The sequence below is a fragment of the Bradyrhizobium centrosematis genome (assembly GCF_045571495.1).
GTDB lineage: Bacteria > Pseudomonadota > Alphaproteobacteria > Rhizobiales > Xanthobacteraceae > Bradyrhizobium > Bradyrhizobium centrosematis.
Genome location: NZ_CP120703.1, coordinates 3,001,389 through 3,022,412, shown reverse-complemented (window position 1 = coordinate 3,022,412; position 21,024 = coordinate 3,001,389). Strand labels below are relative to the sequence as shown.

Here is a 21,024-nt window from a genome sequence, read left to right as displayed (position 1 = left end):
TCCGGCAACATCATGCTCAAACATTAGCCTGAAGCGCGTCGTAGCTCACGCCGCCGTGGCCGCATTGGCCAGAGCGGCGGCCGCCGCGATCTGCGCCCGACGGAGCCGGCGCGCCCTCTTGCGATCGCACCAGGCCTGGGTGAGGCGCTCGGTGGTCGCCTTGATGGACGAAAGAAGACCGAACAGCGTGAACATCGCGCCGAGCAGCCAGAGCGCCAGATCGAACGCGCCGCCGACGAGCAGCAGCGCGCCCCGGCCGAGCAGCTTCATGATCGCACGCGTCTTGCCGCCTTGCGCTTCCGCAAGCCGCGCCGCGCGCGCGACATCTTTGGGACCTTCGGCGATGCGCAGCGTATCCATCGCCCCGCGTGTGCCGGTCTTCTCGGCGACGCGCGTGACGTCCTTGCCGAGCCGGACCAGCGCGCCGGCCTTCTCGGCCCGGAACGCGGCCTTGATCGCGCTCACCGTCTCGCCCGGGCGGAGCACCGAACCCTTGGCAACTGCATTCTGGAGCATCGGCGTGTCGACGACCTCGCGCGCGGAGCGGCCGGCCCAGACGGCGAGCCCCTCGCCGAGCCGCCCGACTTTGCGTGCATCCTTGACCAGGGTCAGTCCGGCGCGCACCGGCGCTGCGCCACCGACGGATACGTAGGTTGCCGCCGTCACCGCAAGGCCAGCGGCCGCAAGGCCGAGCACGAGGCGGTCGGTGTCCTCGCCCATGGCGAGGTGCTTGCCCTCGCGAACGACGTCCCTGATGTCGCCGATGACGAAGAGATCGCCGGCGACCGTTCCGGAGAGGCTCGCCAGATCGTCGGCATTGCCGGTGACGAGACCGGTGGCAAATCGTTTGGCGAAATGCGAGGTGGAGCCTTCGGCCCTGACCGCATCGCTGACGCGGTTCAGGAGGTCGTCGGGCAGCGCGATGTTGCGGTCACGCGCGAGCACGACAAAACTATCGGCGAGATCGGCATCACCAGCGGCGAGCGCGGCCTCGATATTGTCCTGAACCAGGCGGTCGTTCTGCCGCAGCAGCTGATCGAGCCTGAGCTCGGACAGCACGGCCGGATCGTCCTGGGCGGCGAGGATCGCGCCGGCCTCGCTGGCGTGCGGCGCCACCTGCGCGAGCATGAAGCCGCACGCCGCGATACCGGTCAACGCAGTGGTGATTCGCAGCCACTTCATGTGGAAAAGCCTGAATTGGAAAAGCCTGACGTGGAAAGCCTTGATGTGGAAGGCCTTGCGGTCCCTGGGATCATTTGCGCGGAATGATTCGTCTTTCGGCGCAATTTTGCTCGTCCGAGAGACATAGTATGCCAAAATTGCGACACAACGTCCCCGACGAAAGAAGGGCTTCTCTCAGGCCGCAAGATTGTGTCGAATTTGCATGAGCAAATGAGCATGGGGCAATTGCGGAGCTTTCGGTTCCGCTGGACTAGCAATCATCTGCACCCGCCAGTATGGTCCGCGGCGCCTTAAAGATGCCGCGTCAGTTCTTGATTGTGTCTGCCGCCATTGCCACTCCAGGATGAGTTACGATGTCCGACCATGTCGTCCCGCACTTCCATAACGATGCCGGTGTTCCCGTCATCGAGATCGGCTCGCAAGAGTTCATGTGCGTGGGCGCCAATCCTCCGTTCGACCATCCGCACGTGTTCCTCGACCTCGGCAACGACAACGAGATCATCTGCCCTTATTGCTCCACGCTGTACCGCTTCGCGGCCGACCTGAAGGCAGGCGAAGCCCGCCCGCCGGAATGCGTGCTGAAGGACAAGGTGGCCTGACCGCATCCGTCGGTCAGGGGTGGCGCTCTCCCGAACGATTGTCATCGCCGGTGCCGGGATCGGTGGATTGACGGCCGCGCTGGCGCTCGCGGCCCGTGGCTTCCGCATCGTCGTGCTGGAAAAGGCCGAGCGCCTCGAGGAAGTCGGCGCCGGCCTGCAGCTCTCCCCCAATGCCAGCCGCGTGCTGGTCGAGCTCGGCCTCACCGAGCGCCTCAAGCTGCGCGCCGTCACCCCGGAAGCGGTCTCGATCATGAGCGCGCGGGCCGGCGGCGAGCTGCTGCGCCTGCCGCTCGGCGAAGCCGCCTCTGCGCGGGCCGGCGCCCCCTATTGGGTGGTGCACCGCGCCGACCTGCAATCCGCCCTCGCCGGCGCGGTCTCCGACCATCCCGATATCGACCTGAAGTTAGGGGCGACCTTCGAAGACGTCGCGCCTCATGCCAAGGGCCTGACGGTGGTCCATCGCAGCGGCACGATCCGCCGCAGCGATCTCGCCAGCGCACTGATCGGCGCCGACGGCATCTGGTCGACGGTGCGCCAGCATCTGTTTCCCGAGGTGCAGCCGCGCTTCTCCGGGCTGATCGCCTGGCGCGGCACGCTCGAGGCCACGCAGCTGCCGAAGGATTTCACCGGGCGCCGGGTGCAGCTCTGGATGGGCCCGAACGCCCATCTCGTCGCCTACCCCATCGCCGGCGGACGCCAGATCAACGTGGTGGCGGTGCTGCCGGGCATCTGGAACAGGCCGGGCTGGAGCACACAAGGCGATCCGCGCGAGGTGGTGGACGCCTTTGCCGGCCCGCGCTGGCCGCCGACCGCGCGGATGATGCTCGCCACGGTCGATCACTGGCGCAAATGGGCGCTGTTCGGCGTGCCCGACGGCTGCCCCTGGAGCAAAGGCCCGGTCGGGCTGCTCGGCGATGCCGTGCATGCGATGCTGCCGTTCGCGGCCCAGGGCGCCGGCATGGCGATCGAGGATGCCGCGGTGCTCGCCCGTCATCTGAGCCTCGAGGCCGCCGAAAGCACTGCGGGCATCACTGCGGCGCTGACGCAGTATGGCCGTGCGCGCCAGGCGCGGGTGCGGCGGATGCAGCGGACCGCGCGGCAGCAGGGCCGCATTTATCATTTCAGTGGGCTGCTGGCGACCGCGCGCGACCTTGCGATCCGCACGCTCGGTCCTGACCGGATGCTGGCACGGCAGGACTGGATCTACGGCTGGCGGCCCTGACGCGAAGCGCCGAGACGGCGCCCTCAGCGGGTCGCTTTGCCGGATTTCGACGCGGGCCTGGCCGCGGCTGCGGGCGACAACGAGGTCGCAGGCGGAATCGCCTCGGGCGTCTCCCGGCACCTGTTGCGGCGCCAGGCGTCCTCGGCCAGTTGGGCCTGCCCGCGCACCGAGATGTAGTCGTTGCGATAGGCGAGCTCGGACACGACGGCGCCGCCGGTCCCGGTCTCGGCCTTGTCCATCAGCTTCTGCAACTCGTCAGTGCGCTTTGCGAGCTGCTTGCGCTCCCCCTCGAGCTGCTTGCAGTCGTACAATTCGTATTTGGCGGGATCGGCGAAGGCCGGCGCGACGGTCTCGCTCATGCTGGCGCAACCGGACAGCGCGGCGGCGGCCGCAAGCAGCGCGAAGAGCGCACCAGAGGCGCGCAGGGAAGAGGAAATCGAAGCAGCCATGCCGGATGGATAGTCCCCGTGGATTGAGAATGCCTAAAGCAAGGCCAGATGTCCGGATTGAGGCTTTGCCTTGTGCGCCCGGCTCGCTTAAGGAAGAACCGTCCCCCGGCGACGCAACGCGCCAATTCCAGACGGCCGCCGATGGACTTAAGTGTTTGATCTCGTTGGATCAAGCGGGCATGGCGGAATTGGTAGACGCAAGGGACTCGAAGCCCCGGTGGGCATCATGGGTCTGGACTGCAGCGATGCCCGTCAGTCGATTGCCTCCGCGCCTTGGACGTTTCGACGAGACGAGCTGCTTCGAGGCCATGCTGCTCAAGCCGTTGCGAAGCAACTGTATTCCCTTTGCCTCAGGCGATCTGCACCGTATAGATGGGCTGATGCGGGCGTGGCGGAATTGGTAGACGCATCGGACTTAAGCCATTGAGTGCCCTGGGGGAAACTCCGGGAGCAGAACTGCTCAAAGTCGGGGAAACCTTCACTGGCAATCCCGAGCCAAGCCCTCTCCCCGGGGGAAGGTGTAGAGACTAGACGGGCAGCACCTAAAGCGGACAGACGCCAAGGTGAAGGGATAGTCCAGACCACGAACGCCGGAGGGGCGGCGGCGAAAGCCGAAGTGGTACGAAAATCCGTGGGGCCGCAAGGCCTGTGCCGGTTCGAGTCCGGCCGCCCGCACCAACCTCTCTAAGGCTCGCGCTCAGTAGGTCTTTGAAGCCAGTTGCTGACGCCGAGCGCGGGAGGGAGATTTGTTCACTCGATCCTTGCGGGGAGCACGGTCGCTTCTCGTCTGCATACATCCGGAGTTGATTGGCTCTGGCGCATCCGGCTCAGCTCTCTTCCCCAAGAGAGGATCGGCGCTTCAATGACGATGTGCAAGATAGCGGCAAGACCGATGGAGAGCAGGATGACAGCGATGACTGTCGCGAAGGTCGACAGCGCCCACGGCCCATCAAAATTGGCGATCCATTGCAATAACGGGCAGTGGACGATGTAGAGCGAGTACGAGATCTTGCCGAGCCATTGCAGGACCGGCGAGAAGGATCGTCCTTCGATCTCGGCAGACACCACCGCATGGATGAGCAATCCCGCGCCAAGGCCATAGGTCGGTACGCGGGCGAACAGTGCATCGGTCGCTCCATGCATGAAGATCCAGTACCAGCCGCCAAAGAACAGGCCTGCTGAACAGGCTATGATGCGAGGCGAAAAGCGCAATCCGCGATTTGTCAGGAGATAGGCAATGCCAACGCCTGCGCCGAATTCCAGCACCAGCGGATGGGAGTAGATGCCGAGCTGAATTTGGAAGAAGGCAGCGACGATGACCATGCCGAACCACGTGAAGAGGATCTCGAATAGCCGGTTCGGCTTAATCGCGAGGATCATCGCGACCACGGCATAGAAGTGCAGCTCGAAAGCCAGTGACCATGCCGGCCCGATATACCAGTTCGGGTATGTCCATGCGAAGATCGTTCCGGCGTCGAGCCCTGGACGTTCCCCCGGCGCCATTGCGATCCAGAACGAACTGATGAACGCCACGAGCAGCGCGAGCCAATAGACTGGATAAATTCGGATGGCTCGTCTGAAAGCAAAGCTCCACGCGTTGTGTTGTGCCGCGGCCGTCGTTGCGATGATGAAGCCCGAGATAACGAAGAAGACGTCAACGCCGCTCGAAAGAATGGTCAGCGCACCTTCGGCAAGCTCCGGGCCGACCATGTCGGGTCGCACACTGACTGCATGACCGCAGACCACCGACAGCACAGCAATGCCGCGCATCGCCTGCACACCCGCGAACACTTGCGGCATCGGAGGAGCCTGGCACTCGACCGGACCATCGCAGCAGGTCTCGCCTCGCCGTGACGACAGTGATGCGTCAAACTCCGGCGCTCTGAGCGATTGAGAAGGCGATTGCGAAACTGCCTCATCGCTTTCTTTTGTCATTGGCATTCTCGTATTCCAGGAGAATGTTTCTGGCAGAAGAGCTCTTAAGGGAATCACAACTCCTGGATGTGATTGTTGGCAAAAACATCCACTTTGATCGATTTCAGGAAATCTTGGCAGGACAATCTGGCAATGCAGGATCACGCATGCCTGCAGATGACAGGCTTATTGTGGTCTGCAGCACGCTTACGACCGTCAAACGCCGCCGGCGCGGCGTGCGGCAGCGTTGCCCGGACGAAGCAAAGGCGAAGCCGGGTCTCCTTGAAATAATGAAGTCTGCTCAGAGCCAGGCCTGCATCAGCCTCGCCACCGAAGCCGCAGACTGCGTCCTGGTCGGATCAGGAACGGGCGCGGGCGGCGAGCCAGGCATGGAGCGCTTCGCGGGTGTCCTCTGTCGCTGCCATGCGCGCGAACTGCTCGCTCTCGACCGCGAGGCCCTCCGCGATCGAGACATTGAGGCCTCGCGTCGCCGCCGTGATGACCCGGGCGACCGCCAGCTGCGAATGCCGCGAGATGCGGTCCGCCAATGCGAAGGCGGCGTCGAGAAGCTGCGCATGCGGCACGATGCGGTTGACCAATCCCATCTCCAGGGCTCGCTGTGGTGAAAAGGAATCTCCGGTCAGGAGATATTCCAGCGCCCGCTTTCGCCCGGCGAGCCGCGGCAGCCGCTGCGTGCCGCCGAAGGTCGGCGTGATGCCGATCGCGATCTCGGGCTTGGCGAAGCTCGCCTGCTCGCTGGCGACGGCGAGATGCACGGCTTCCGTGATCTCGCAGCCGCCGCCGAACGCGATGCCGTTGACCGCGGCGATGATCGGCTTCGGAAATGCCTCCATGCGCGCGGTCATCGCCTGGCCGCGTCGCACGAAGTCCTTCACGGCAACGTCCGGTCCGCGCTTCACGCTCTCGGAGAACTCGGCGATGTCTGCGCCGGCCGAGAACGCGCGATCGCCCGCTCCGGTCAGGACCACCGCGCGAACCTTCGCATCGTCCTCGATGCGGTCGAGGATGGCCATCAGCCGATCGACGAGAGCGTAGCTCAGCGCGTTGAGCTTGCTCGGGCGGTTGAACGTCAACAGCGCGGTGGCACCGCGCGTCTCCCAAAGGATCAGATCAGACAAGTCGCAGCTCCTCCCAGATCGAACAGATGGAAATGAGCCACACCAGCCTTGTTGTGTATACTCACTAGTCGGTATACATTGCGGCAATGTCGGAGAAAGGCAACACCACGCGCGAGCAGATCGTCGTTGCGGCGACGCGCCTGTTCTATGGCCAAGGTATCCGCGCGGTCAGCATGGACGCGGTCGCCGAGAAAGCCGGCGTCACCAAGAAGACGCTGTATTATCACTTCACCAGCAAGGACGAGCTCGTCGCAGAAACCATCGCCGCCCGGGATCAGCCGACGCTGGAGCTCTATATGCGATGGTTCGCCGAGACCGACGGCACCGTGGCCGACAAGGTCCGCGGTCTCTTCGTCAAGCTCGGACGCTCCGTGGATACGCCGCGCTGGCGCGGCTGCGGCTTCCTGCGCACGATCGCCGAGCTCGCCAATACGCCGGCACATCCGGCCGTCAAGGCCGGCGCTGCGCATAAGAAGCGCTTTGAAGCCTGGCTCGGAGCAGAGCTGCGCAATCACGGCGTTCCGGGGGCGGAGACGCTGGCACGGCAGCTATTGATCCTGCTCGATGGCGCCACGACCGTGATGCTGATCCATCGCGATCTCGATTATGTCGACACCGCCGGACGATTGGCACTCGGCCTGGTCGAGGCGGCACGCAAGCGGGGCTGATGGCGGCACCAGCCTCGCCCGGAGGGTGACTTCACCAATTCTTGTCCGCCCGCCTGTCAGCCATCCCGAAACATGGGTTGTGCAACGCAGCATGGACATTGGATAAAGTCGCTCGATTTCAGAGGTGAGCTGCTTGTCCGACGTCAATGCCGACTCCTGGGTGTCCTCCGGACACCGTCCCATGGGTTTTCCAGAATTCGTCATCGTGATCGCGTCCATTATGGCGCTGAATCCGCTTGCGATGGACATGATGCTGCCGGCGCTGCCCAATATCGGCACCGCCTTCAAGATCCCCGTCGCCAACCATCTCCAACTGGTGCTGTCGACCTTCCTGATCGGCTTCGGCGCCGGCCAGTTCGTGATGGGCCCGTTGTCGGACCGGTTCGGCCGCCGGCCGGTGCTGCTCGGCGGCATGGCGGTCTATGCGGTGGCGAGCGTGCTGGCGGTCGCTGCGCCCTCGTTCGAGACGCTGCTGCTGGCGCGCGCGCTGCAGGGCCTCGGCACCTCGGCGACACGCGTGATCGCGACCTCGATCGTGCGCGACTGCTATGTCGGCCGCCGCATGGCGAGCGTGATGTCGCTGGCCATGATGGTGTTCATCGCGGTGCCCGTGATCGCGCCCTCGTTCGGCCAGGCGGTGCTGCTGGTGACGGCGTGGCGCGGCATCTTCGTGGTGCTGATGCTGTACGGCCTGCTCGCGCTCGCATGGTGCGTGCTCCGGCTGCCTGAAACGCTGCCCGAGTCGGAGCGCCGGTCGCTGGCGCCCGCCGACGTGCTCTCGGCGTTCCGGCAGACCGTGACCCATCGCCAGACCATCGGCTATGCCACGGCGGCCGGCAGCGTCATCGGCGCGCTGTTCGCCTATGTCTTCTGCGCCCAGCAGGTCTTCACCGGCATCTATCATCTCGGCCACTCCTTCCCGCTCGCTTTCGCGGCGATTGCGGCCGGCACGGCCATCGCCGGCTTCCTCAATGCGCGGCTGGTCGGACGGCTCGGCATGCGCGTGATCTCGCACGGTGCGCTGGCGCTCTACACGGCCGTAGCCGCCGTGATGCTGCTGACGGAAAGCCTCGGCATGCTGCCGCTGGCTTTGTTCATGGTGCTGTCCGCCCTGATGATGTTCTCGTTCGGCATGATGGTCGCCAACTTCACCGCGCTCGCCATGGAGCCGCAGGGCCACATCGCCGGCACCGCCTCCTCGCTCTACGGCTCGATCACGACGCTGATCGGAATCGTGGTCGGCATCGCGATCGGCCAGAGCTTCGACGGCACGCTGCTGCCGTTCTCGGTCGGCTTCTTCTTGTCGACGCTCGCTGCGCTCGCGATCGTGCTGGTGGTGGAAAAGGGACGGCTGTTCAAGCCGCATCATCGCCCGCTTGCTTGAGGAACCTCCCGGCGGCCTCGATGTTGTCCTGCAGCAATTCGAAAGGCCGCTGCGATGGAACTGGAACACCGCGAAGATCACGCTGAGGTCGAGCCGCAGACCACGGAGCGTTGCGAGCCGGGTACCGGACCGGCCGCGTTGACAACGCCTTTTGCGAGCGAGGGCCTCGAGCAGTTGCGTGACAGCCACTGCTGAGCCCGACATCTAAAGCGCGATGAGATTTAGATGAATCGTCATCGCACTTTAGGTCGCTGTCTGCGCATGATCTTTCGGAAAACCGCTTCGCAGTTTTCCGGATCATGCTTTAGTCGGCCGCTCGCCGGCTGGCGCTGAAATCATCCGCCGCGCTCTTGGGAATCGTCCGAATTCCCCGAGGGCGCGCCATCAGCATAACCACCTGTCGCGTCAGACCCGGCCGCCCCCACAGCGTGGCCTGCACGGTGAACTCACGCCTGACGACGTATCCAGCCTGCGAGGACGCCCACTCCATCCATCGGAGGCAGGGCTCCTGGTCGCGGAAACACAGCCCGGCCCAGCTACGGCTGAGCACCGACTTGCCCGGCAAGCTCAACATGTGATCGTACTCGAAGGGCCGCGCATCGGGCGGATGATCCGCGCCGTAGAACGCGGTGGCGAAAGCCAGCGAAGCATCGCCGCTCACGGCCTTCAGGGGCTCGCCGGTCAGCTCCCGCCAGGCACGCGTCGCTTCGCTCGCCGCCTGGGCGTAGAGATTGCGGCTCTCCTCATAGCCGTGATCGTTGCGATAGACCGCATGAATCGGCGCGGCGATCAAAACCGCCGCGAGGGCGACGCCGGCTACGATCACGGTGAGGTTGACCGTGTGGAATCGCTCGATCGGGTAGCTGGTCCCGCAGACCACGAGAACGGCGAACAGGAACAGCCCCTGCAACGCCCACAGCGAGGGCAAATCCGTGCCCATCACAAGCGATGTCGCCACCGGCAGCGCGATGGTGCCGATCGTGACGTAGAACAGAAGCCGCAGGCCCGGGCTCATCGCCGCGAAGTCGGTCGGAAACTGCTTCAAGCGCGTTCCTGCGACGAGCACCCAGAGCACGGCCGAGATGCTCATCGCCGCTGCCAGCCCCAGCAGGAAGCTTCTCGCCTCGCCGAGCGAGGTCGCGGCACTTCCGCCGGTGTGCGCCAGCGCGTAGGTGAAGGTCGAGGCGCCCGTCGTCGCGAGCCAATGGATGTGAGGTGACAGCGCCGCGAGCCCGACGACGACCGAGATCCAGGGCGAAGCGGAGGTGAAATAGGCGCGCCGCGCCGGGTGCGCCAATGCGGCAAGCGCGAAGCTCGCGACGAGAAAGATCGAGTAATATTTGCCGACCATCGCCAGTGCTGTCGTGCATCCCACCGCAACCGCCCACAGCGGAGCGCGCGTCTCGAATGCGCGCAGGAAGCACCAGGTCGCCAGCGGCCAAGTCGCGAGCAGCACCGAATTGGCATTGAAGCGCTGGGCATGGAATTGATAGGCCGGCGTCAGCATCAGGAGCAACAGCACCAGGATGCGCTTGTGCCCGGTCACGAAGTGCCGGGCGATCCGGTCGACGAAGATCAGCGCGAGCCCGGCATTGACCATTGCCATCAATTGCAGCGACCAGTCGCTGAGCGGAAACACGGAGGTCCAGCTCGCGGCTATCCAGCCGCTCAAGGGCGGATGCTTGTGATAGCCCCAGGCGAAACGCCGCCCCAGGTTCCAGGCCTCGAGCGTATCGGGATGCAGGCCGCCGCCGGCATAGGCGATCACGAGATAGAGCGTCCAGGCCGCAACGAAACAGCCGATGAGCAGCGGAACGGCCCAGCCCGCCTCAACGCCATCCAGCCAATGCAGGAAGGGTCTCCGCCAGCGTGCCGGCGCACGATCGGACCGTTCGGCCATCGCCTGGAGGGGAAAATCGATCGGCACGGAACTCAAATGGCAGACGGGAAATGATGCGTAAGGACAACACATCTATTTCAGGACTGAAACAAATAGCAATGATTGGAAATTGGAAGGGTTAAAGGCTCCACCGGTTTCGGCCTGACGCGAAGCTGACAAAAGCCAACGGCGCCGCTGACGACAGCGGCGCCGCCGATGGTCGAGCCGACGGGCGCGGATATGCCGTCCGCCTACTCCAATTTGTCGACATTCCAGAACACCGGAGTCGCTGGGCCGTCGAGAACGCCGGTCAGCGACTTGCGCCAAGCGCTCGGCGCCTGATACTGGCCGAGCGGCATGTAGAGCACCTGATCGTAGGCCTCTTTCTGGATCTCGGTCGCGATCTTCTTTTGCTCATCGAGCGAGGTCGCACGAACGAAGGCATCCTTGAGCTGCTCGATCTTGGCATCCTCCGCCCATCCAAACCAGCCGCCCTTCTTGCCCTGCCCGCCGACGGCGACGTTGGAGATCGGGTTGTCCACGTCGGCGCTGACCCAATTGGTGATGAACATGTTCCAACCGCCCTCCTTCGGGGGCTTCTGGCTGGCGCGCCGGCTCACCACCGTCTGCCAGTCGGTCGCCTGCAGGTCGACCTTGAAACCGGCCTCGCGCAGTTGCTGCGCGACGACGATGGGCTGCGCCTTCAGCGTCAGCACATCGCCCGGCGCCATCAGCACGACAGGTGTTCCGTCGTAACCGGATTCGGCCAGCGCCTTCCTGGCCGCGGTCATGTCGCCGCCCTTCGCCAGGGTCTCTCCGCCAGCCTCCGTCGCAAACGGCGTGTCGCAGATGAAGGCCGCCGCGCAAGTCTTGTAGTATTTGGGATTGCCGATCAGTGCATCGAGCACGTCCTTCTGGTTCATCGCCAGAAACGCGGCGCGGCGGACCTTGACGTTGTCGAACGGCGGATGGAGGAAGTTCATCCGCGCGCCCGTCTGGAAACCGAACTTGTTGAGGATCCCGAGCTTGAGCTCCTTGTCGGCTTCAATGGCCGGCAACATGTCGATGGCTGGAAATTCCATGAAGTCGACGTCACCCGACTGCAGCGCGTTTAACGCCGTCTGCGCATCCGGCATCGTGATCCATTCGACGCGGTCAACCTTCACCACCTTGCCGCCGGTGGTCCAGTTCGCCGGCTCCTTGCGCGGCACGTAGTCGGTGTTCTTGACGTAGACCGATTTCACCCCGGGCTGGAATTCACCCTGCACGAACTTGAAGGGACCGGAGCCGATCTGCTCGGGGATCTGCTTGTCCACCGGCGTCTCGGCGAGACGCTTCGGCATCATGAAAGCCACCCGCGAGGACGGTTTGCCGATCGATTCCAGCACCAGCGCGTAAGGCTCCTTCAGCTTCAGCGTGATCGTCTTCGGGTCGGTCGCCTCCATGCTCGCGGTGAACAGCATCAGCTGCTGCCCCATGCCGTCGACCGCGGCCCAGCGCTTCAGCGAGGCGATGCAATCTTCGGCGGTGACGGGCGCGCCGTCATGCCACTTCAGACCGTCGCGCAGCGTGAAGGTGTAGGTCAGCTTGTCGTCGGAGATCTTCCAGTCCGCCATCTGCGGCTGGATCTTGAAGTTGGAATCCGTCGCAATCAGGGTGTCGTAGACCATGTAACCATGGTCACGCGAAATATAGGCGCTGGTGAAGATCGGATCGAGGATGCGCAGATCCGAATGCATCACCGCTGTGATGGTCTTGCCCCCGGCAAGAACTGGCGAGGCCAGTGCCGAAAGTGCCGCAACTGAAAGCGCAAGCTTGGAGGCGAACGACCGACGCCCCCGACGCATGAGTTGGAACATTGAAGTTCTCCTGGCGAGCGGTTGGCGCACGGCGCCGCTGACGTCAGCGGCGCCGTGTAACGTTCGGCGTCGAAGGCGCGCGATGCGCCTTCGCTTGGCTAGCTTGACATTACTCCGACTTGTCGACGTTCCAGAACAACGGCGTCGCCGGACCGTCGAGCACGCCGGTCAGCGATTTGCGCCAGCCGCTCGGCAGCAGGTACTGCCCGAGCGGGATATAGATCACCTGCTCATAGGCTTCCTTCTGGATATCGGCCGCGATCTTCTTCTGGTCGTCGAGCGAGGACGCCCGGACGAAAGCGTCCTTCAGCTGCTCGATCTTGGGATCTTCCGCCCAGCCGAACCAGCCGCCCTTCTTGCCCTGGCCGCCGATCGAAAGATTGGCGATCGGGTTGGCGACGTCGGCCGCGACCCAGTTGGTGAAGAACATGTTCCAGCCGCCCTCCTTCGGAGGCTTCTGGCTGGCTCTGCGGCTCACCACCGTCTGCCAATCGGTCGCCTGCAGGTCGACCTTGAAGCCGGCCTCGCGCAACAGCTGGGCCGCGACGATCGGCTGGGCCTTCAGGGTGGTGACGTCGCCGGGCGCCATGATCACGACCGGCGTGCCGTCATAGCCGGACTCGGCGAGCGCCTTCTTGGCTTCCGCCATGCCGTTACCCTTCACCAGGGTCTCGGCCCCGACCTCGGTCGCCAGCGGCGTATCGCAGACGAAGAACGCACCGCAGATCTTCTGGTACTTGGCATTGCCGACGAGGGCGTCGAGCACGTCCTTCTGGTTCATCGCCAGAAACGCGGCGCGTCGCACCTTCACATTGTCGAACGGCGGATAGAGGAAGTTCATCCGGCCGAGAGTCTGAAAGCCGAACTTGTTCGAGACCTCGATCGTGATCTCCTTGTTCGCCTCCAGCACCGGCAGCATGTCGTAGGGCAGGTTCTCCATGAAGTCGATGTCACCCGACTGCAGCGCGTTCACTGCGGTCTGCGAGTCCGGCATGGTGATCCATTCGACGCGGTCGACCTTGGCGACCTTGCCGCCGGAGGTCCAGCTCGCCGGCTCCTTGCGCGGCACGTAGTCGGTGTTCTTGACGTAGACCGCCTTCACGCCGGGCTGGAATTCCGATGCGACGAACTTGAAGGGACCCGAGCCGATCTGCTCCGGGATCTGCTTGTCCGGCGGCGTCTCGGCGAGGCGCTTCGGCATCATGAAGGCGACGCGCGAGGACGGCTTGCCGATGGAGTCGAGCACGAGGCCATAGGGCTCCTTCAGCTTCAGCGTGATGGTCTTGGCGTCGGTCGCCTCGAGGCTCGCGGTGAAGTCCATGAGCTTCTGGCCCATGCCGTCGACCGCGGCCCAGCGCTTCAGCGAGGCGACGCAGTCTTCCGCCGTCACCGGGGCGCCGTCATGCCACTTCAAACCGTCGCGCAGGGTGAAGGTGTAGGTGAGCTTGTCGTCGGAGATCTTCCAGTCCGCCATTTGCGGCTGGATCTTGAAGTTCGAATCGGGGGCCACCAGCGTGTCGTAGACCATGTAGCCATGGTCGCGCGTGATGTAGGCCGTGGTGAAGATCGGATCGATGATGCGCAGGTCCGAATGCATCACCGCCGTGATGGTCTTGCCGGCCGCAAGCACCGGCGAGGCGAGTGCCGTCGAAAGCGCGACGACAGACAGCGCAAGTTTGGAGGCGAACGCGCGAGGCCCCCGGCGCATGAAGTGGAACATAAAAAGTCTCTCCTGACGTGAAACTGTTCAAAGGCAGGTTATTGATTGAGCATGTGGTTCGTTCCTTGGGCGAACTAACTCCATGCAATGCCTTTGTCTTTCGAGACTTGCAGACAGTGCCGAGCGCGTCAATCCGGTTTCGCTGCAAGCCCTGGCGGCGCGCGCACGGGCTCCACAAAGATCGGTTTGGCTCTACAACACCCTCCACTCGTCCTGCCCCGCGCAATGCAATGTGCGTTCCACCTTCGAAGCTTGAGAGACATTGAGATGAATCCAGCCAATCTTCCCTTCGATTCCGAGGCCATGCTTGAAGGCCTGCGCACCTGGGTGGAATGCGAAAGCCCGACCTGGGACGCTGGTGCCGTCGACCGCATGCTCGATATCGCAGCGCGGGATATGGCCATCATGGGTGCGACGATCGAGCGCATTGCCGGCCGGCAGGGCTTCGGCGGCGTGATCCGCGCGCGCTTTCCCCATCCGAAGCAGGGCGAGCCCGGCATCCTGATCGCCGGACACATGGATACCGTCCACCCGGTCGGCACCATCGAGAAGCTGAAATGGCGCCGTGAGGGCGACAAGTGCTACGGGCCCGGCATCTATGACATGAAAGGCGGCAACTACCTCTCGCTGGAAGCGATCCGGCAGCTGGCGCGCGCATCCTTCACCACGCCGCTGCCGATCACCGTGCTGTTCACGCCGGACGAGGAAGTGGGCACGCCCTCGACGCGCGACATCATCGAGGCGGAAGCGGCGCGCAACAAATACGTGCTGGTGCCCGAGCCCGGCCGCGCCGACAACGGCGTCACCACCGGACGTTACGCCATCGCGCGCTTCAATCTCGAGGCGACGGGGCGGCCCAGCCACGCCGGGGCGACGCTGTCGGCGGGACGCTCTGCAATCCGCGAGATGGCACGGCAGATCCTCGCGATCGATGCCATGACGTCGGACGATTGCACCTTCTCGGTCGGCGTCGTGCATGGCGGGCAATGGGTCAATTGCGTCGCCACGACCGCCACCGGCGAAGCGCTCTCCATGGCCAAGCGGCAGGCCGATCTCGACCGCGGCGTCGAGCGAATGCTGGCGCTCTCAGGCACCAACAACGATGTCACCTTCAAGGTGACGCGCGGCGTGACGCGGCCGGTCTGGGAGCCGGATGCCGGCACCATGGCGCTGTATGAAAAGGCGCGCGGCATCGCCAAATCCCTCGGCGCCGAACTGCCGCATGCAAGCTCCGGCGGCGGCTCCGACGGCAACTTCACCGGCGCGATGGGCATCCCGACACTCGACGGCCTAGGCGTGCGCGGCGGCAACGGCCACACGCTGGAAGAGTATATCGAGGTGGAGAGTCTCGCCGAGCGCGGTCGGTTGATGGCGGGGCTGCTGGCGACGCTGGAGTGACGGCGCAGCCGTCATTCCGGGATGGTCGGAAGGACCAGACCCGGAATCTCGAGATTCCCGGTTTCGATGCTGCGCGTCGCCCCGGAATGACGCCGAAACGCAAGGGCGCAGAAAACGGCTGACCGCACTGCAAAATCTGTGGCCCTGATGGCACGGGAATTGCTGAAATGTTAGGCTGGTGGCAGAACAGCGATAAACCGCTACCACCGATTTGACTCTAATCAGACGGATCCAACTTGCTCGGATATCTCCTTCGCCGAATTCTCGCCGCCGTGCCCGTGATGGGCGTCGTCGCGCTGTTCGTGTTCCTCCTGCTCCGCCTCACCCCCGGTGATCCCGCCGCGATCCTCGCCGGCGACAATGCGACGCCCGAGCGGCTGGAGCGCATCCGCACCTCGCTCGGTCTCAACGAGCCCCTGATCGTGCAGTTCATCACCTGGGTGAACAAGCTGCTGCACGGCGATCTCGGCACCTCGCTGATCTCGAACCTGCCTGTCATGAAGATGATCGGCCAGCGCGTCGAGCCGTCGATTTCCATCGCGCTGTGCACCATCATCCTCGCCGTCATCGTCGCAGTTCCCTTGGGGGTGATCGCGGCGTGGAAGCACGGCACCTGGATCGACCGCTTCGTGATGGGGCTGTCGGTGCTCGGCTTCTCGGTGCCGGTGTTCGTGGTCGGCTACATTCTGATCCAGCTCTTCGCGATCGAGCTGCGGTGGGTGCCGGTGCAGGGCTTCCGCAGCATCTTCAACGGCTTTGGTCCGTTCTTCGAGCGCATGATCCTGCCGACCTGCGCCCTCTCCTTCATCTACATCGCGCTGATCGCTCGCATGACGCGCGCAGCGATGCTCGACGTGCTCGGTGAGGACTATGTGCGCACCGCGCGCGCAAAGGGCATCAACGAGGTCGCCGTGATGATGCGCCACGCGCTGCGCAACGCCGCCGTGCCCGTGATCACCGTGATCGGCACCGGCTTTGCGCTGTTGATTTCGGGCGTCGTCGTCACCGAGAGCGTGTTCAACATCCCCGGCATCGGCCGTCTCACCGTGGATGCGGTGCTGGCGCGCGACTATCCGGTGATCCAGGCGATGATCCTGCTGACGTCGCTGATCTATGTCGTCGTCAATCTCCTCATCGACGTCGCCTACACCCTGCTCGATCCCCGGATCCGGTACTGAGGCAAGGATTAAGGACAAACATGTCGGTCGATACCCTTCCCCAGTCGTCCATTCCGATCACGTCGCCGCTGCGGCCGCGTTTCGGGTTCCTCACCTCGACGCCGATCATCGCGACGGCAACGGTCCTGCTCGCATTGGTCATCCTGGTCTCGATCCTCGCGCCCTTGATCGCGCCGCATGATCCGATCCAGCTCGCACCGTCGCAGCGGCTCAAGCCGTCGTCCACGCAATTCCTGCTCGGCACCGACGCCTATGGTCGTGACCTGTTGTCGCGCGTCGTCTATGGCGGCCGCATCTCGCTGCTGATCGGCATCGGCTCGGCGATCCTGTCGATCGTCATCGGGCTCGCGATCGGCCTCGTTTCCGGCTTCTTCAAGCTGGTCGATGCCGTGATGATGCGCATCATGGACGGCCTGATGGCGATGCCGAGTATCCTGCTTGCGATCGCCGTGGTGTCGCTGTCCGGCGCTAGCCTCTGGACCGTGCTGATCGCGATCACCATCCCCGAGATCCCGCGCGTGGCGCGCCTGGTGCGCTCGGTCGTGCTGTCGGCGCGTGAGGAGCCTTATGTCGAGGCGGCGATCTCGGTCGGCTCATCCTTGCCGAAGATCATGTGGCGGCACCTGATGCCGAACACGGTCGCGCCGCTGATCGTCCAGGGCACCTACATTTGCGCGAGCGCCATCCTCACCGAGGCCATCCTCTCCTTCCTCGGCGCCGGCATCTCGCCGGAGACGCCGACCTGGGGCAACATCATGGCCGAGGGCCGCCAGTACTTCCAGATCAAGCCGTCGCTGATCTTCTGGCCGGGCCTCTTGCTGTCGATCGCCATCCTCAGCATCAACCTGATCGGTGACGCCGCCCGCGACGCGCTCGACCCCCGCATGAAGCAGCGGGAGGGGAAGTGATTTGTTTCGCCGGCTTATCCCCTTGTTCCGTCATTGCGAGCGAAGCGAAGCAATCCAGTCTGCCTCCGCGGAAACATTCTGGATTGCTTCGTCGCCAGTGCAAGATTGCTTTGCAATCTTGTCGCGGGCTCCTCGCAATGACGACGGAGTGACCTCATGACCAACACCATCCTCGACATCAACAACCTCGTCGTCTCCGTCGGCAAGAAGCCCGGCGGGCCGAAGATCATCGACGGCATCTCGATCCAGGTGCGCGAGCGCGAGACGCTGTGCCTCGTCGGCGAAAGCGGCTCGGGCAAGTCGGTGACCTCGCTCACCACGATGGGCCTGTTGCCGAAGGGAACGCTGGTTCCCACGGCCGGCAGCGTCAAGCTGGTCGGCGAGGAGCTGCTCACCGCGACCGACCGCCGCCTGCGCCAGCTCCGCGCCACGCAGATGGCGATGATCTTCCAGGAGCCGATGACCGCGCTCAATCCGGTGGTGCCGGTCGGCCGCCAGATCGACGAGGTGCTGCGCGCGCATACCAATCTCGACGCCAGGGCGCGAAAGAAGCGCATCCTCGACATGATGGAGCAGGTTCACCTGCCCCAGGTCGAGCGCATCTTCGCCTCCTATCCGCATCGCCTCTCCGGCGGCCAGCGCCAGCGCATCATGATCGCGATGGCGCTGGTGCTGGAGCCGAAGCTCTTGATCGCGGACGAGCCGACCACCGCGCTCGACGTCACCACGCAGAAGCAGATCCTGTCGCTGATCCGCGAGCTGCAGCGCGATCACGGCACCGCCGTGCTGTTCATCACCCATGACATGGGCGTGGTCGCCGAGATCGCCGACCGCGTGGCGGTGATGCGGCAGGGCCGCCTGGTCGAGACCGGCCCGCTCGAGACCGTGCTGCGCAATCCGACCATGGAATACACCCGGAACCTGCTGGCTTCGGTGCCGAGCCTGGTGCCGCGGGCGGCGCGGGAGGAAAGCCGCGAGCCGATCGTGCTCGAGGCCAACGAGCTCAGCAAAGTCTACAAGGAGCGTGCCTTCTTCGGCAAAGGCCGCGAGGTCGTCGCCGCCGACAAGGTCACGCTGACCCTGCGCAAGGGCCGCACGCTCGGCATCGTCGGCGAAAGCGGGTCGGGCAAGTCGACGGTCGCACGCTGCATCGTCCGCCTGATCGACCCGACCTCCGGCGGGGTGCGCCTCGCCGGCCGCGAGATTGCCGACATCTCGCGCCGCCTGCTGCAGCCGCACCGCCAGAAGATCCAGATCGTGTTCCAGGATCCCTACCGCTCGCTCAATCCGCGCGTCACCGTCGGCGAGAGCATCGCCGAAGGCCCGATCAATTACGGCATCGCGCATGCGGATGCGATGAAACGCGCGCGCGAGCTGCTCGAGCTGGTCGGCCTGCCCGCCGATGCGGTGTCGCGCTATCCACACCAGTTCTCCGGCGGCCAGCGTCAGCGCATCGCCATCGCCCGCGCGCTCGCGCTCGATCCCGACGTTCTGGTCGCGGACGAAGCGGTCTCCGCGCTCGACGTCTCGGTGCAGGCGCAGGTGCTGGAGCTCCTGGACGAGATCCAGAAACGCCTCGGCATCGCCATCCTGTTCATCACTCACGACTTGCGCGTCGCAGCGCAGATCTGCGACGAGGTCGTGGTGATGCAGCACGGCCGCGTCGTCGAACAGGGCCCCGCCGCCGAAGTGCTGACGCATCCGAAGGAAGCCTACACCAAGGCGCTGCTGGACGCCGCGCCGGGGCGCAACTGGGACTTTGCGAACTTCCGGCCAGTGGCGGAGGGCGTGGGGGCGAGCGCGTAGGCCATTCGCTCGTCATTGCGAGCGCAGCGAAGCAATCCAGAATCCTTCCGCGGAGAAAGTCTGGATTGCTTCGCTGCTGTTCGCAATGACGATGTGCGCGGCACACATTCCCAAAACAGCTTGAGGCCATGCATGGCGCGATGGCCTCTCACCTTGCTCTCTCCTCAGAGCCAAGGCTAATTTCGCGCACTTTCAAAGACTGGACTTGAATTGATGACACGTATCGCCGTCGGCGGCTTCCTGCACGAGACCAACACTTTCGCTCCGACCAAGGCGACGTTCGCCGATTTCGAGCATGGCGGCGGCTGGCCGGCGATGACCAGAGGCGCCGACGTGCTGAAGGTGATGCGGCGCATCAATGTAGGCCTTGCCGGCTTCGTCGACAGCGCGGAGGCCAACGGCTGGGAACTCGTTCCGACCATCGCCTGCGCCGCGAGCCCGTCTGCGCATGTCACCAAGGACGCCTTCGAACGCATCGTGAAGGAGATGGTCGATGGCATCGCCGCCGCGGGCCCGCTCGATGCGGTCTATCTCGATCTGCACGGCGCGATGGTGACCGAGCATCTCGACGACGGCGAAGGCGAAATCCTGGCCCGCGTCCGCCGCGTCATCAGCAAGGATGTTCCGCTGGTCGCGAGCCTCGACCTCCACGCCAACGTCACCCCCGAGATGATCGAACATGCGGATGCGCTGATCGCCTACCGCACCTATCCGCATGTCGACATGGACGACACCGGCCGCGCCTCCGCGCGACATCTCGCTTTGCTGCTGAATTCGAAGCAGCGTCTTGCAAAGGCGTTCCGGCAATTGCCGTTCCTGATCGCGATCAGCTGGCAATGCACCAATGACTTCCCCACCAAGGGCATCTACGAAAAGCTCGCCGCGCTGGAGAGCGATGCGGTTCCGACGCTCTCGTTCGCGCCGGGCTTTCCCGCCGCCGATTTCCGCCACTGCGGCCCAAGCGTGTTCGCCTATGGCAGGACGCAAGAAGACGCCGACCGCGCGGCCGACGCCATCGTCAAGCTGGTCGAAAGCCATGAGGACGATTTCGACGGCAAGATCTGGACGCCCGACGACGGCGTGCGCCACGCCATGGAGCTCGCGAAGACTGCGAGCAAGCCGATCATCATCGCCGACACCCAGGACAATCCCGGCGCCGGCGGCGATTCCGACACGACGGGCATGCTGCGCGCCCTGGTGCGCAACAGAGCGAGCGCCGCGACCGGCGCGATCTACGATCCGGAATCGGCGAAGGCCGCGCACGCGGCGGGCGTCGGCGCCACCGTGACGCTGTCGCTCGGCGGCAAGTCCGGCATTCCCGGCGACGAGCCGTATCGCGAGACCTTCGTGGTCGAACAGCTCTCCGACGGCCGCTTCATTGCGCCGGGCCCCTATTACGGCGGCCGCGAGATGGAGATGGGCCCCTCGGCAGCCTTGCGCATCGGCGACGTGCGTGTCGTCGTCGCCTCGCACAAGGCGCAGCTCGCCGACCAGGCGATGTACCGCTATGTCGGCATCGAGCCGACCAAGGAGAAGATCCTGGTCAACAAGAGCTCGGTGCATTTCCGTGCCGATTTCGAGCCAATCGCGGAAAAGCTGATGATCTGCGCCGCGCCGGGCGCGATGCCGGCCGATACCGCTTCGCTGCCCTGGACGCGGCTGCGCCCGGGCATCCGCATCAAGCCGAACGGTCCCGTTTTCACGCCTCCCTCACGCTAA

16 protein-coding genes are annotated in these 21,024 nt (G+C 64.5%); 9 read left to right on the top strand and 7 right to left on the bottom strand.

What is annotated here, in order from left to right; all coding sequences use genetic code 11:
- Nucleotides 1-45: 45 nt before the first annotated feature.
- A complete protein-coding gene (locus P6U31_RS14455) occupies nucleotides 46-1,182 on the bottom strand; it encodes a hypothetical protein (RefSeq protein ID WP_407189099.1) in 1,137 nt (378 codons plus the stop codon).
- Between the two features lie 353 nt (nucleotides 1,183-1,535).
- Here P6U31_RS14455 and P6U31_RS14450 point away from each other — a divergent pair, with 353 nt between their 5' ends.
- Together P6U31_RS14450 and P6U31_RS14445 are read left to right on the top strand one after the other, a co-directional pair.
- Nucleotides 1,536-1,781 carry a zinc-finger domain-containing protein gene (locus tag P6U31_RS14450; protein WP_007602543.1) on the top strand — a complete coding sequence of 82 codons (246 nt, stop codon included), beginning with the start codon at nucleotides 1,536-1,538 and terminating at the stop codon, nucleotides 1,779-1,781.
- A gap of 19 nt (nucleotides 1,782-1,800) precedes the next feature.
- The gene (locus tag P6U31_RS14445) at nucleotides 1,801-3,003 is read left to right on the top strand and encodes an FAD-dependent monooxygenase (RefSeq protein ID WP_407189098.1); all 1,203 of its coding nucleotides are present in this window, start codon (nucleotides 1,801-1,803) and stop codon (nucleotides 3,001-3,003) included.
- Nucleotides 3,004-3,026: 23 nt separating this feature from the next.
- Here the strand turns inward: P6U31_RS14445 and P6U31_RS14440 are convergent, their stop codons facing one another.
- From P6U31_RS14440 to P6U31_RS14430, 3 genes are all read right to left on the bottom strand, one after another.
- A complete protein-coding gene (locus tag P6U31_RS14440) occupies nucleotides 3,027-3,452 on the bottom strand; it encodes a twin-arginine translocation pathway signal (RefSeq protein ID WP_407189097.1) in 426 nt (141 codons plus the stop codon).
- Nucleotides 3,453-4,202: 750 nt separating this feature from the next.
- Complete coding sequence (locus P6U31_RS14435) at nucleotides 4,203-5,387, bottom strand: acyltransferase family protein (RefSeq protein WP_407189096.1); 1,185 nt, start codon at nucleotides 5,385-5,387, stop codon at nucleotides 4,203-4,205.
- 338 nt (nucleotides 5,388-5,725) lie between these two features.
- Nucleotides 5,726-6,505 carry a crotonase/enoyl-CoA hydratase family protein gene (locus P6U31_RS14430; RefSeq protein WP_407189095.1) on the bottom strand — a complete coding sequence of 260 codons (780 nt, stop codon included), beginning with the start codon at nucleotides 6,503-6,505 and terminating at the stop codon, nucleotides 5,726-5,728.
- Between the two features lie 86 nt (nucleotides 6,506-6,591).
- On the opposite strand from P6U31_RS14430, the gene P6U31_RS14425 reads away from it, so the two are divergent.
- Together P6U31_RS14425 and P6U31_RS14420 are read left to right on the top strand one after the other, a co-directional pair.
- Complete coding sequence (locus P6U31_RS14425; RefSeq protein ID WP_407189094.1) at nucleotides 6,592-7,173, top strand: TetR/AcrR family transcriptional regulator; 582 nt, start codon at nucleotides 6,592-6,594, stop codon at nucleotides 7,171-7,173.
- A 133-nt stretch (nucleotides 7,174-7,306) separates the two neighbouring features.
- Nucleotides 7,307-8,557 (top strand): multidrug effflux MFS transporter, encoded by a 1,251-nt coding sequence (locus P6U31_RS14420; protein WP_407189093.1) that lies wholly within the window; start codon nucleotides 7,307-7,309, stop codon nucleotides 8,555-8,557.
- A gap of 304 nt (nucleotides 8,558-8,861) precedes the next feature.
- Here the strand turns inward: P6U31_RS14420 and P6U31_RS14415 are convergent, their stop codons facing one another.
- From P6U31_RS14415 to P6U31_RS14405, 3 genes are all read right to left on the bottom strand, one after another.
- The gene (locus tag P6U31_RS14415; RefSeq protein WP_407189849.1) at nucleotides 8,862-10,457 is read right to left on the bottom strand and encodes a glycosyltransferase family 39 protein; all 1,596 of its coding nucleotides are present in this window, start codon (nucleotides 10,455-10,457) and stop codon (nucleotides 8,862-8,864) included.
- A 230-nt stretch (nucleotides 10,458-10,687) separates the two neighbouring features.
- The gene (locus P6U31_RS14410) at nucleotides 10,688-12,295 is read right to left on the bottom strand and encodes an ABC transporter substrate-binding protein (RefSeq protein ID WP_407189092.1); all 1,608 of its coding nucleotides are present in this window, start codon (nucleotides 12,293-12,295) and stop codon (nucleotides 10,688-10,690) included.
- 109 nt (nucleotides 12,296-12,404) lie between these two features.
- Nucleotides 12,405-14,015: an ABC transporter substrate-binding protein gene (locus P6U31_RS14405; RefSeq protein ID WP_407189091.1), complete on the bottom strand. Its 1,611-nt coding sequence runs from the start codon at nucleotides 14,013-14,015 to the stop codon at nucleotides 12,405-12,407.
- A 267-nt stretch (nucleotides 14,016-14,282) separates the two neighbouring features.
- Between P6U31_RS14405 and P6U31_RS14400 the strand changes: the two genes are divergently transcribed.
- The 5 genes from P6U31_RS14400 to P6U31_RS14380 all read left to right on the top strand — a co-directional run bounded on the left by P6U31_RS14400 (nucleotide 14,283) and on the right by P6U31_RS14380 (nucleotide 21,024).
- A complete protein-coding gene (locus tag P6U31_RS14400; protein WP_407189090.1) occupies nucleotides 14,283-15,413 on the top strand; it encodes a M20/M25/M40 family metallo-hydrolase in 1,131 nt (376 codons plus the stop codon).
- A gap of 236 nt (nucleotides 15,414-15,649) precedes the next feature.
- Nucleotides 15,650-16,591 carry an ABC transporter permease gene (locus tag P6U31_RS14395; protein WP_407189089.1) on the top strand — a complete coding sequence of 314 codons (942 nt, stop codon included), beginning with the start codon at nucleotides 15,650-15,652 and terminating at the stop codon, nucleotides 16,589-16,591.
- 20 nt (nucleotides 16,592-16,611) lie between these two features.
- Complete coding sequence (locus P6U31_RS14390) at nucleotides 16,612-17,499, top strand: ABC transporter permease (protein ID WP_407189088.1); 888 nt, start codon at nucleotides 16,612-16,614, stop codon at nucleotides 17,497-17,499.
- 156 nt (nucleotides 17,500-17,655) lie between these two features.
- On the top strand, nucleotides 17,656-19,305 hold the full coding sequence (locus P6U31_RS14385) for an ABC transporter ATP-binding protein (RefSeq protein ID WP_407189087.1): 1,650 nt from the start codon (nucleotides 17,656-17,658) through the stop codon (nucleotides 19,303-19,305).
- Nucleotides 19,306-19,518: 213 nt separating this feature from the next.
- Nucleotides 19,519-21,024 (top strand): M81 family metallopeptidase, encoded by a 1,506-nt coding sequence (locus tag P6U31_RS14380; RefSeq protein WP_407189086.1) that lies wholly within the window; start codon nucleotides 19,519-19,521, stop codon nucleotides 21,022-21,024.